This is a genomic window from Streptomyces sp. SID10853 (genome assembly GCF_010548145.1).
In the GTDB taxonomy this organism is placed as follows: domain Bacteria; phylum Actinomycetota; class Actinomycetes; order Streptomycetales; family Streptomycetaceae; genus Streptomyces.
The window spans coordinates 1-12416 of sequence record NZ_JAAGLN010000211.1; the positions used below are offsets into that span (position 1 = coordinate 1).

The window sequence follows — 12416 nt, forward strand, 5'->3', positions numbered from 1 at the left end:
CCGCGGGGAGGGTGCCGTCGGCGGACGGGGTCCGGCGGGACGGCGGCGGTGCGGGGGCGGGGAGTTCACCCGCGCGACGGCGGATGCGGCGGCGTGCTGCCGCGTACGTTCTCTGGGCCCGCACCGCACGGCGGGGGCGGCAGCCAGGGGGTGCGTGTGGGTGCCGGGGTGTGCGGGCGTGTGGGTGCGTGGTGGTGTGTGTACGTGTGCGTGTACGTGGTGGTGTGCGTGTACGGAGGTGCAGGTGGCCGGTGTGCGGGTGCGGGTGAGAGGTGGTGGCGGGGCGCGAGCGGTGGTGGGTGTGCTGGTGAGAGGTCGCTGGTGGGGTCAGCCGGCCAGTGCCTCGGCGGCGGCCACCCCCGATGCGGTGGTGGCTCCGTAGGTCGCGATGTGCACCGCCCCCTGCGTGCCGGAGGTCGGCAGGCCCATCTCGATCACGACGGAGTCGGGCCGGGCGCCCAGCAGGTGCTTGAGGGAGTCCGTCATCCAGGTGTGCCGGTAGGCGTCCCGGACCACGACGACCAGCGGCCGTCCCGCGGCGGGCTTCAGTCCGTACTGGTCGAGCACGGCAGGCCCGGCCGCCACGTCCTCCTCGTGGATCCCCACCGATGTCGTACCGGCCAGCCGCTCGCGCAGCGGGGTGGCGACACCCCAGGGTGTCTCCTTGGCGATGGCGAGGTTCATCGTCGGGATGAGCTCCACGACGTGCGGGGCCGCGTCGAGCGGGAGGGCCCCGCCGTCCGTCACGGTCAGACGCAGCGCGCGCCGGGCGGCCACGAAGCCGATGTCCGACTTGATCCGGTGGGGCGGTGTGGCATGGAAGATGCCGTTCGACCAGGCGGAGAACGCCTCGACCCGGGCGACGGCGTCCCTGAGCCGCTCCTCGGGCAGCTCACCGCCCCGTACGGCGGACACCAGAGCCGCGCTCAGCAGGCCGACCACCTCGGGGTCGGCGCTCTCGCCGCCGACGCACACCGCGTCCGCGCCGCCGGCCACGGCCCGTACGGTGGCGCCGTCGATGCCGTAGAGACCGCTGACGGCCCCCATCTCGATGGCGTCCGTGATGACCAGCCCGTCGAAGCCCATCTCCTTGCGCAGCAGGTCGACGAGGAGGCGCGGGCTCAGGGTGGCGGGGAGGTCGGCGTCGTAGGCCGGGACGAGCAGATGGCCGCTCATCACGGCCCGTACACCGCTCTCCATGGCCGCACGGAACGGCGGCAGGGCCTGCTCCCTGATGTCGTCGGCGGTCGCGTTGTAACGGGGCAGCCCGAGGTGGGAGTCCACGGCGGTGTCGCCGTGCCCGGGGAAGTGCTTGGCGCAGGCCGCCACTCCGGCGGACTGCAGACCGCGGATCCAGGCACCGGTGTGCCGGGCCACCAGGTCCGGGGTCGAGCCGAAGGACCTGACGCCGATGACCGGGTTGTTGGGGTTCGAGTTGACGTCCGCGCTGGGTGCGTAGGTCAGGCTGATGCCGGCCGAGCGCAGCTCGTGGCCGATGTCCCGGCCGACCGCTTCGGTCAGGTCCGTGTCGTCGATCGCGCCCAGCGCCAGATTCCCCGGGCGGGTGCTGCCGGTCAGCGACTCGATCCTGGTGACGTCGCCGGCCTCTTCGTCGATGGCGATGATGAGGTCGGGGTTCTCGGCGCGCAGTTGCCGGGTGAGCCGGATCAGCTGACCCGGGTTGGCGATGTTGCGGGAGAAGAGAACCACACTGGACAGTCCCTCACCGATCCGGCGGAGCAGCCAGTCCGGTGCCTCGGTGCCCTTGAAGCCAGGCTGGAGGATCTTGTAGGCGAGGTGCGTCAGTTCACTGCTTGGTGTGCTGGGCAAGGTCAGCCGGGCCTTCCTGGCGTGCCGATAGGGGACCGAGCCACCACGTGCTTGGTCCAGACCAATTGGATATTGGCCTGGACCAAGCGTCACGTCAAGTGCCGTGATGGTTGGGGCTCGCCCCTGTTCGCCCGAAATGACTCTCCGTCAAGAGTGGTCACCCCGCTGCCCGTAGGTCCGGCCGGGGATCCGGTTACTCGCCGTGCCCCCGGATGATCTCCTTCACCTTGGCGACCGCGAAGCCCCAGCCCTGTTCGACGGTCGGCTTGGCCGGTACGGCGATCTCGTCCGGGTTCGTCAGCACGTCCAGCAGGACGGGGCCCGGTGTGTTCAGGGCGCGCTGGACGGCGTCCTCCAGGCCGGCCGGGTCGGTCACCCGGATCCCGGTGATGCCCATCGCGGTGGCGACAGCGGCGAAGTCCGGGTTGTCGAGCACCGTGCCGAACTCCGGCAGGCCCGCCTGTTCCTGCTCCAGTTTGACCATGCCGAGCCGGCGGTTGTCGAACACCACAAGTTTTACCGGGAGTTCATGTGTCCTGAGCGTCATCAGATCGCCCAGCAGCATGCTCAGCCCGCCGTCACCGCAGAACGCGACCACCTGCCGCTCCCGGTCCAGGCACTGGGCGCCGAGCGCGTGGGGCATGGCGTTGGCCATGGAGCCCAGGTTGTACGAGCCGAGCAGCCGCCGCGCCCCGCGCATCTCGACGAAGCGTGAGAGCCACACGGTGGCCATCCCGGTGTCGGAGGTGAAGACCGCGTCGTCCGCGGCGAGCCGGTCCACCGCGGCCGCCAGCGCCTCGGGCCTGATCCCGTGCTCCGGATTGTCCAGGGCCGAACGGGCCTGCCCGGCCGCCTTCTTGTCGTGCTCCGGGTCGGCGAGCGCGGCCTGCCCCTCGCGCCAGGACTCGAACTGCTTGCGGGCGTGGTCCAGATGGCCGCGGTCGCGGCCGCTCCCGGCGCCGAGATGCTTGAGCAGGTCCCGCACGGTGGCGCCCACATCCCCGACCAGGCCGGCCTCGACGGGAACGCGCCGTCCTATGTGCGTGGGCTCGGTGTCCACCTGGATCACGGTCTTTCCCTCCGGATACCACTCCCGGTACGGGAAGTCGGTGCCGAGCAGCAGCAGGGTGTCGGCGTCGTGCAGGGCCGAGGCGGCGGCGGGATTGCCGATCAGCCCGGTCTGCCCGACCTGGTACGGGTTGTCCGCGTCCTCGAAGCCCTCCTTCGCCTTGAGCGTGAGCACCATCGGCGCGGCGAGCCGGTCCGCCAGGGCCAGCACGTCCGTACGGGACGCGCGGGCACCCCGGCCGACGAGCAGGCTGACGCGCCCGGCCCGGTCGAGCAGCTCCGCCGCCGCACGGGTGGCCTGCTCCTCGGGCCGGGTCACCGCCCGGCCGATGGGGAAGCGCGCCTTGCGGTCGGCGCCCAGTTTCCGGTCCCCGATGTCGGCGGGCACGGTGAGCACGGCGACACCCTGGTGCCCGAAGGCGTTCCGTACGGCCGTCTCCAGCAGCTGCGGCAGCTGGTCGGGCGAGGAGACGGTCGCCCGGAAGACCGCCACATCGTTGAAGAGGGCGTCGTTGTCGACCTCCTGGAAGGCGTCGCTGCCGATGTCGGCCAGCGCCACCTGGCCCGCGATCACCAGGACCGGTGTGCGGCTCTTGGCCGCGTCGTACAGCCCGTTGAGCAGATGGACGGAGCCGGGGCCGACGGTGCCCATGCAGACACCGAGGCGCCCGGAGAGCTGGGACTGGGCGCTCGCGGCGAAGGCGGCGGCCTCCTCGTGGCGGCAGCCCACCCACTCGACGCCCTCGGTGGTACGGATGGCCTCGGTGACGGGATTGAGCGCGTCCCCGACGACGCCGAACACCTGGCGGACGTCGAGTTCGCTCAGGGCGTCCACGATGACACGGGCAACAGTACGGCTCACAGAAGCCTCCGGTTCGAACGGACTTGGGTACGGGAAACGGGCTCGGAGACGAGCCCGGAACGTTCAGACGGTGAAGCGGTCGGGGTCGGCGGCCCGCCAGTCGGCGGCCCAGGACTCGGGCGCCTCCGCGAGCAGCTGCCCGGGGGCCAGCCACTCGTACATCTCCTCGTACGAGCGCACGGTGAACGGGTCGATGCGGCGCCGCAGCATGTGCGGGCGCAGATCCGCCGGGTCCGCCACGCCCATGCTCGCCATGATCTGCTGGGCGCTCGCCACGGTGGCCTGCTGGAGCCGCTGGACCCGGAGCGTCTTGTCCCCGACGTGCAGCGCGCGGGCGCGCCGTGGGTCCTGGGTGGTGACACCGGTGGGGCAGGTGTTGGTGTGGCAGCGCTGGGCCTGGATGCAGCCGACGGCGAACATCATCGCGCGCGCCGCGTTGCCGTAGTCCGCGCCCTGCAGCAGCCGCTTGACCAGATCGGCGCCGGTGGCGATCTTGCCGCTCGCGCCGATCCTGACGCGGTCGCGCAGCCCGGTGCCGACGAGGGCGTTGTGCACGTCGAGCAGGCCGTCGGTGAGCGGGGTGCCGAGCTGGTCGGCGTACTCCAGCGGGGCCGCGCCTGTGCCGCCCTCGGCGCCGTCCACGATGATGAAGTCCGGTGCGGTGCCCTCCTCCAGCATGGCCTTGCACACCGCGAGGAACTGGCGCCGGGACCCGGGGCAGAGCTTGAACCCGGTGGGCTTGCCGCCGGACAGCTCCCGCATCCGCACGATGAAGCGCACCAGCTCGCGCGGGGTGGAGAACTCCCGGTGGTACGGGGGCGAGATGACGGTCTCACCCTGCGGCACGCCACGGGCCCGGGCGATCTCCGCGTTCACCTTGGCGCCGGGCAGCACCCCGCCGATCCCCGGCTTGGCGCCCTGCGACAGCTTGAGCGACACGCACTTCACCTGGTCGTGCGCCGCGGTGTCGGTGAACTGCGCCGGGTCGAACCCGCCCTCGTGGGTGCGGCAGCCGAAGTATCCGGTGCCGATCTCCCAGACGAGGTGGCCACCCGGCCGCAGATGGTATTCGGACAAGCCGCCCTCGCCCGTGTCATGGGCGAAACCGCCTGCCGCCGCACCGCCGTTGAGCGCCAGGACCGCGTTGGCCGACAGGGAGCCGAAGCTCATCGCCGACACGTTCAGCAGCGCCATGTCGTACGGGCGGGTGCAGTCGGGCCCGCCGATCCGCACCCGGGGCGTGGTCTGCGGCACCGGGCAGGGCGCCATCGACGGCACCAGGGACTCGTAGCCCGTCTCGTAGACGTCGCGCTCGGTACCGAAGGGCTCCTCGGCCGCGGTGCCCTTCGCGCGTTCGTAGACGATGCTGCGGGTGTCGCGGTCGAACGGCCGCCCGTCGTAGTTCCGTTCCACGAAGTACTGCTGCAACTCGGGGCGCACGCGCTCCAGGAGGTAGCGGGCGTGCCCGATGACCGGGTAGTTGCGCAGCACCGTGTGGGTGCGCTGGGTCAGGTCCCACACGCCGAGCAGCCCGAGCAGGGCGAGCGGCACGGCGGCGAACAGCCACCACCACGAGATCCACCCGGCGGCTCCCCATGCGGCGAGAGCTGCCAGGACCGTCAGACCGACACAACCGATTCGTTTCACTTGGGACAGCTTGCCCGGTTCGGTTCTTCCACACCTGTGAAGAGCAGGAGCTCCGCGCTGTTCACCGTTCAATTGAAGCCTTGAGGACCGGGATTCCTGGCTCCCTTTGCGTGGGCCCCGGTCGTGGGTTTGACTGGAATCGCAAGGAACGAATCCCCCCATAAGGATGGGAAGCGTCATGAACTCCACTGAACCGGTGACCGACCGCCTGGCGACGGACCTGGACGAGGATGTCGAGGCCGCTCTCAACCCGGGCGAGGCCGAAGGCGTCTTCCGCGACTCGCGGGAGTGCGCAAGCCTCGCACTGATCGGCGGATCGGGCGCGTTGCTGCTCTCGCCGCCCACCCCGCGCCCGAAGAAGGCGTAAGCGGTCGCACATGGACCAGTCAAGTGCGTCCTCCCGCATCGCGGGAGCTGTGCGTGACCTGGCGTCCGAGGTGGTCTTCGCTCTGCAGAGCGAAGACCACCTCTCCACGGTGTGCGGCGCCGCCGGCATCGGCGAGGACGACAGCACCGGGATCGCCGCGGTCAGGGTGATCGGGGCCGACCTCCTGCTGCCGAGCCTGCTGTACGGACGTGACCCGCACCCCGGCGACGTGGCGGCGCTCCAGCGTGCCGTGATCGACTTCCCGCCGCGCGCGGGAGCGCCGGCGTCGACCGCCTGGAGCCACTGGGCGATGGAGTTGGCCCTCGGCGCCCCCGCCACCGGCGAGGCGCCGGTGGAACCCGCGGCGGCGTGGCTGGAACAGGCGCCCTGGCAGGCGTTCACCCACCAGCTCTCCGTACTCGCCCCGCTCGCCCGCCCCAGCTCCGCGTCGGCGGTCAACCGGGTCGCGGCCCGCAGGCCGGTCGATGTGGCCCGCGGATTCGTCCGTGCCGTACGGCGCCGCGACTGGCTCCAGGCTGCCGGGGCCGGCCGCTGGCTGGCCACACTCGACGGAGTGCCCGACACCCTCGGCCTGGCGGCCGGCCTGGACTTCGTCCAGCTCATGGGCGGCCAGGACCCCCGGGTGGCCCTGCACCTGCGCGCCGCGGGGCTGATCAGGGCGGGACAGGCGCGGTGACGGCCGCCCCCGAAGCACGAACGCGAGCCCCGGGCAACGGACTTGTGCACGGAGTCGCGGGCGCCGCCCTGGACTGGGTGCGGGACAACCGCGCCGGATTCGTGCTCCCCGACGACGTCCTGGAGCCCCACACCGACGTCAACCGCACCATGAAGCCCCTCGGTGAGCTGGCGCAGCTGTGCACCACGGTCAGCCGCCGCACCCGCCCCGGCGACCCGCACCACACCATCGCCGCCTCGCTCGTACGGTTCGCCTGGCAGCAGGTGCGCGAGGGGGAGCTGCTCGTCGACCTGGCGCGCAATGAGCCGTTCGCCACCTACCCCTTCGAGATCTACGCGGCCTTCGCGGGCGACGGACTGCGCCACGAGGGCTTCGAGCGGCTCGCCTCCGTCGTCGCCACCACCCGGGGCTGGGCGCTCACCGAACAGCACGCCAACCGCGAGCTGGGGCTGCTCAACTCCGAGCGCCGGATCGGCGTGCCCCCGCACGCGGAGGCGGAGCAGGTCCTGCGCCGCACCTGGCTCGGCGGGCTGCCCGAGCCGTGGACCTTCGAGCGCGCCTCCGGCTACGCCCTGACGCATGTGGTGTTCCACGTCACCGACTGGGGCAACGCACCGCACCGTATGCCGGACGACATCGCCGGATATCTCAGCACCTGGCTTCCGGCCTGGATCGACGGGTGCTTCGAGAACGGCCGGTGGGACCTGGGCGGCGAACTGCTCGCCGTCGCCGCCTGTCTGCCAGGGCCGCCGCCGGCGGCCCTGGTGGAGACCTGCTGGCCGGTGCTCGCCGCCGTACAGGACGGCACGGGCGCCGTCCCGGAGACGGGGCCGCCGCTCGTACGGGGTGAGGCGGCTGCACCGGATGGGCCGGGTGCACGGGACGGCGGGGCGCCGCGGGGCGGGGCAGGAGAGCGTGAGGCGCCGCGTGAGTTCCTGAACTGCTACCACTCGACGCTGGTCACGGCCTTCGCGGCTGCCCTGACCCTGGCCCGGCACAGCCCGGCGGACCCGGACTCCGACCCAGGAGGCTCCGTATGAACGACACCCCGCGGACGCGGAACAGCGGCGATGCCGAGGACGGCCCCGACGGCAGCAGCACCGGCACAGGTGGCAGCACCGGCACCGGCACGGGCACGGGTGGCAGCACCGGCAGCAGCACCGGTCCCGGCACGGGCATCCGGCAGATCCACGACGTGGGATCACGCGCCCTGGAGTGGCTGTACCGCCACCGGGACGGCTTCCGGCTGGAGGACGACCCGGCCCCCGAGACCGGCATGCTGGACCGCTTCAAACCGCTCGGCGAGCTGGCCCTCATCGGGAAGGTCATCTTCCGTGAGGGCGTCGCCGGCTCGCAGCAGGCCGCGACCGCGCACAAGCTGCTGGACCACGCCTGGCACGAACTGCTGGGCTCCGGGGCCAGGCTCGCCGAGGGCCAGTCCCATGAACCGCTGTCGCCGGTGCCCTTCGAGGTCTACGTACCGTTCAAGGAGCTGGGCTACAGCAGCCCGCAGGTCGAGGCGGCGGCCCGGCTCAACCACCGGCTCGTCAGCGGGCGGGCCCTGGAAGTGCTGCCGGTCCGCCGCCTGGGGCTCTCCGCGATGGAACGCCGTTTCGGCCTGCGGCCGGGCATGCCCGAGGACGAGGCGGCCGCCCGCACCTGGCTCGCGCACCGCCCGGAGCCGTGGACGGTGGAGGGCCACATCGGCTACGACATCACGCACACGGTCTTCCATCTGACCGACTGGGGCGAGAACCCGGCAGGGCTGCCCCCGGAGACCGCCGGCTATCTGGCCACCTGGCTGCCGGTCTGGCTGGACGACTGGCTGGACCTCGGCCGGTGGGACCTGCTCGGCGAGCTGCTCGTGGTGGACGCGTGCCTGCCGCAGCCGACGCTGGACCCGGCGGCCTGGCGCGGCTTCGCCGCCGCCCAGCAGCCCGACGGCGCGATGCCGGTCCTGGGCGGGATGCCCGAGGGCGACGAGGGATACGTCTTCGATCTCGTCTACCACCCGACCCTGGTGGCCGCGTTCGCCTCCGCGCTGGCGGTCTCCCGCGCCATGGCGGATCTGGCCGCACCGGCTGCCTCATGACGGGCCCGGAATGACGGGCCCGGACACGGGACCGCAGCCGGAGACGGGCGCCGGGCCGGAGGCGGGGGAGGAGACTGTGGCCGGAGCCGGAGCCGGAGCCGGAGCCGGAGCCGGAGCCGGAGCCGGAGCCGGAGCAGAGGCCAGGACGACCCCGACCCCGACGCGCAAGCGGCCTCGCACCCGGCCCCGCCCCCGGACCGGAACGGCGGCCCGCCTGGCCGATGCGGCCGATGCGGTCGACGCCCCCGGCATCGTCATCGCGGTCAGCCACCGGGGCCGCCGCACGGTCCACTGCGGGGGCAGCGCACCGCCGCCCGCCGTCCCGCTCGACCAGCAGCGGTACGAGATCGGCTCGGCGTCGAAGACGTTCACCGGTCTCCTCCTCGCGCAGCTCGTGGGCACCGGCCGCCTCTCCTACGACGATGTGGCCGCCCACCATCTGTCACCCGGCCCGGCGCCGGACTCCGCCCCCAGGAACCCGGCGACCCTGCGGCACCTGATCACGCACACCGCAGGGCTGCCCGCCCTGCCGGCCGACTTCTACCCGCAGGCGCTCAGGCGCTGGTCGACCGACCCGTACGGGGGCTACCCGGCCGAACGCGTCGTGGCCGCCTACCTCCGTCACCGGCCGCGCCACCGCCCCGGCACCCGCTGGCACTACTCCAACTTCGGCGCCTCGGTGCTGGGCCACACCCTCGCGGCCGCCACGGCCACCCCGTGGGAGGAGCTGATCGCCCGCCATGTCCTGGCCCCACTGGCCCTGACCGGCATCCGCCTGCACCCGGAGGCCCCGGACGCGCCGGGGCCCCGCGCACCGGGTGCGGCCGGGCCCGGCACCGACGCCACGGGGCACCGTCCGAACGGCCTGACGCCCGTACCGGGCCTGGTCATGGGCGGCTTCCAGCCCGCGGGCGCCGTACGCGCGACCCCCGGCGACCTCCTGACCTACCTGGAAGCACACCTGCACCCCGCCGGCACCCCGCTGGAGTCCGCACTCCACACGGTCCGCCGCCCGCTGCTCCGGCGCGGAGCCGGCCACCGCCACACCCACACCCTCACCTGGTTCCAGCACCCCTCGCCACAGGGCCCGTTGTACTTCCACGCCGGTGCCACCACAGGACAGCAGGCTTTCATCGGCTTCCGCCCGGCCACCGGCACGGCGGTGGCGGCCGTGACCACCCGCCGTATCCGCCTCCGCGACACCTTCGTCGCGACCGCCTACGCCCTGCTCAGCGAGGAGCCGGGCTGACGGCCGCACCTGTGCCGAGGGTTCTGTTTGTCCGAGCGTACTGACGCGGTAAAGGACGGCTGAAAACGAGCCCATAAAGGAGTTGGTCAACTGCCCTGGAATACAGGCTGGTTGGCGCACATCCCCACAAGATCCGGATCATTGCGCCGCAGCGGGGGATTGTCCGATACCGGGCGCTCGGCCCCCGGGGCCGCCCGCCTTTTACCGGGAAAGCCCCGGCAGTACGGATCACGGGGGATCGCGAGGGATCGGAAGGGATCAGGAAGGGATCACGGGCTTATTTCACTGGATACACAGGCGGGTGCCCCTCGGATACCTCGCACCGCATTTCGGGACCCGAGCCCCGTAAACCTCCACCATGCGGAGGTTACTTTCCGAACTTAAGTCCTCACGTGTAGTGTTTGCCGGGCCCGCTGTCGACGCGGTCGTATTCCGTGAACGTCTGCTCTGCACGCCCCGATGGGAATGAGTAGCCAATGTCCACAGGCTCTTTCACAGCACACGGTCCCGCCAGGACCGGTTGGCACACTGTGTCGGGTCGCCCGCCGGCCGGACCGGCGGTGACCGTCGAACCGATTTCCCGCGGGCGGTGGATGCTCGCGGCCCAGGGCTATGTCCCCGTCTCGGTGCGCCAGACGTCATCGGAGGTCCACCTCGTGTTCGCGCCCTCTCCGGAACAGGGCGCCATTCCTGAGCGCATCGCCGCAATGGCCGCCGCGGCGGCACCGTCCGGCCCGCCCGCCGACCCGGTCCAAGTCGATCTCGACGCCCGCACCGTTCATGTCGCCGGCCGCCAACTCGAACTGCCTAAACTGGAGTTCGACCTGCTGGCCTACTTCGTTTCCCGGCCGCTGTACGTCCATGCGCGCCCGCAACTGATCGCGGCGCTCTGGCCCGGTTCAACAGGCAGTGAGCGCACGGTGGATGTGCATGTCGCCCGGCTGCGCCGACGGCTCGGCCCGCAGTACCGAAAGGTCATCGCGACCGTCGTAGGGGTGGGCTACAAGTACGTTCCCGCGCTCGCCGGCTGAGAGGAACGCAATTGCACGGGCAGCGGCCGGCTGCCGCCCCCGGATTACCTTCCCTGCCCGCGCCGCCTCGCGGACACGGCGGCCTTCGTGAGGAAAGGCGGCAGGACGTTCGCCGCGAACCGGTGCAGCGGCGGGTGACTGCGGGGTGCGGCGGCCGTCCCTGGCGTACGGGACGGCGCGGCCCGCGGCGGAGCGGGATGGCGGGACACGGGCTGCGGCGGAAGCTGGGCCTTCTTGCCGCTGATACGGATGAGCGGTTCGCCCGCGACGGACTCCTCGCCGTGCCAGAGATCCGTACGGGTCCTGAGCCACGCCGCCAGTCCGGCGCGCAGCGCGGCCGGGTCGCCCCAGGTCCCGTAGAGCTTGGTGCCGGTGATGCAGAGGACATGCAGCCCCCCGCTGGTCACGGCCTGCCAGGCCGCTGCGGCGACGCCGGGGCAGTGCTCGGCACGGAAGTCGTCCAGGACGACGACACCGTACGGCTTCAGGACCGCGCGGGCCGTCGCGATGTCCGCGTGGACATGCTCGTACAGATGCGAGGCGTCGACATGGACGAAGCGGCAGCTGTCCTCGGCGACCCGGCCGGGCACCATCGAGGACAGGCCCTGCAGAACGGTCGGCAACTCAGCATGGAAGGACAGGTAGTTGGCCTCGAATGCCCGCCGGGTGAGCGTCGAGTACGACTTGGCCATCTCGGCGCCGTTCGCGGAGTCGTCGGCGGGGCCGTCGAACAGATCGCAGACGGTGAAGCGCTCACCGGGCCGCAGATAGGAACCGGTGAAGATCGCGCTCTTGCCCAGATACGCGCCCACCTCCAGCAGATCGCCGGCCTCGGCGAGATCCTTCTGCCGGGTCAGGAACCAGTCGAAGAGCAACTGGTCCGCCGCGAAGAACCACCCCTTCACATCATCGAGCCCGGCCGGTGCCGGAAGCTGCTCGGTGCCGTCCGGAGGCGTTGCCCCGGGTGTGCTGCTGGTCATGAGGGATCCGTTCGGAGATCGCTGAACCCGCCGGTATGTGTGCGCCGGGAACGGGATACCCCGCCGGTGTGCTCGGCGGGCCGCGCCGGTTGCCGTGAAGCCTGCCTGCCGCCGGTGTCCTCGCGGTGAGATCCACCGGTCCGCCCCGTGAATGAGCCGTGCGCGGGACGGTCACGGGTGACGTCACGCCCCCTGCCCCGCAACCGCCGTACGACCGCCGCCCCCACCAGTACCGCGAGGGCCAGGCCCCCTGCCGCCGACCCGAGCCGCAGCCCCGGTGGGTGGAAGGCGCAGCTCACTGTTGTCGCGCCGTCGGTGAGCGGCACCGCCACCAGGCCCAGATAGGAGCGGGCCGGGCGGTCGGCGGCGCTGCCCGGGTGGCACTGCCAGCCGGAGATGCGGGGCATCGCGAATACCGCCGTTCCCGTGGAGCCCCGGGGGAGCCTGGCCCGTACGGTGTCGCCGGTGACCTGGACCGACCGTGCGCCCGTCGCCGTCAGACGGGCCACCGCCGCGGCCAGCTTCGGGCGGGACAGGCAGCCCGTCCTGCCGTGCGGGTCCGGGGTCACCGCGGCGTTGCCCGGGGCCCGGCC

10 protein-coding genes and 1 pseudogene are annotated in these 12416 nt (G+C 72.1%); 6 read left to right on the plus strand and 5 right to left on the minus strand.

Going from position 1 to position 12416, the window contains the following annotated elements; translation table 11 throughout:
- Positions 1-327 precede the first annotated feature (327 nt).
- From G3I19_RS28620 to G3I19_RS28630, 3 genes are all read right to left on the minus strand, one after another.
- Positions 328-1830 carry a glycoside hydrolase family 3 protein gene (locus G3I19_RS28620; RefSeq protein WP_164266618.1) on the minus strand — a complete coding sequence of 501 codons (1503 nt, stop codon included), beginning with the start codon at positions 1828-1830 and terminating at the stop codon, positions 328-330.
- Positions 1831-2023: 193 nt separating this feature from the next.
- A complete protein-coding gene (locus G3I19_RS28625; RefSeq protein ID WP_164266619.1) occupies positions 2024-3760 on the minus strand; it encodes a thiamine pyrophosphate-dependent enzyme in 1737 nt (578 codons plus the stop codon).
- A 63-nt stretch (positions 3761-3823) separates the two neighbouring features.
- Positions 3824-5407, minus strand: coding sequence for an FMN-binding glutamate synthase family protein (locus tag G3I19_RS28630; protein ID WP_164266620.1), 1584 nt, complete (start codon positions 5405-5407; stop codon positions 3824-3826).
- Between the two features lie 178 nt (positions 5408-5585).
- Here G3I19_RS28630 and G3I19_RS28635 point away from each other — a divergent pair, with 178 nt between their 5' ends.
- From G3I19_RS28635 to G3I19_RS28660, 6 genes are all read left to right on the plus strand, one after another.
- Positions 5586-5774 (plus strand): hypothetical protein, encoded by a 189-nt coding sequence (locus tag G3I19_RS28635; protein WP_164266621.1) that lies wholly within the window; start codon positions 5586-5588, stop codon positions 5772-5774.
- Between the two features lie 10 nt (positions 5775-5784).
- Positions 5785-6471 carry a hypothetical protein gene (locus G3I19_RS28640; RefSeq protein WP_164266622.1) on the plus strand — a complete coding sequence of 229 codons (687 nt, stop codon included), beginning with the start codon at positions 5785-5787 and terminating at the stop codon, positions 6469-6471.
- 44 nt (positions 6472-6515) lie between these two features.
- Positions 6516-7511 (plus strand): hypothetical protein, encoded by a 996-nt coding sequence (locus G3I19_RS28645; protein WP_164266623.1) that lies wholly within the window; start codon positions 6516-6518, stop codon positions 7509-7511.
- Positions 7508-8563, plus strand: a complete 1056-nt coding sequence (locus G3I19_RS28650; RefSeq protein WP_239074895.1) for a hypothetical protein — start codon at positions 7508-7510, stop codon at positions 8561-8563. Before G3I19_RS28645 ends, G3I19_RS28650 begins: the two co-directional genes overlap by 4 nt.
- Before the next feature lie 214 nt (positions 8564-8777).
- Positions 8778-9812 carry a serine hydrolase domain-containing protein gene (locus G3I19_RS28655; protein WP_239074896.1) on the plus strand — a complete coding sequence of 345 codons (1035 nt, stop codon included), beginning with the start codon at positions 8778-8780 and terminating at the stop codon, positions 9810-9812.
- Between the two features lie 560 nt (positions 9813-10372).
- Positions 10373-10843 carry a winged helix-turn-helix domain-containing protein gene (locus G3I19_RS28660; RefSeq protein WP_343235241.1) on the plus strand — a complete coding sequence of 157 codons (471 nt, stop codon included), beginning with the start codon at positions 10373-10375 and terminating at the stop codon, positions 10841-10843.
- Between the two features lie 44 nt (positions 10844-10887).
- On the opposite strand, the gene G3I19_RS28665 is transcribed toward G3I19_RS28660, so the two are convergent.
- Together G3I19_RS28665 and G3I19_RS28670 are read right to left on the minus strand one after the other, a co-directional pair.
- A complete protein-coding gene (locus G3I19_RS28665) occupies positions 10888-11823 on the minus strand; it encodes a class I SAM-dependent methyltransferase (RefSeq protein WP_164266626.1) in 936 nt (311 codons plus the stop codon).
- A pseudogene (locus tag G3I19_RS28670) lies at positions 11820-12416 on the minus strand (hypothetical protein); the annotation flags it as partial. The gene G3I19_RS28665 and the pseudogene G3I19_RS28670, both read right to left, overlap by 4 nt.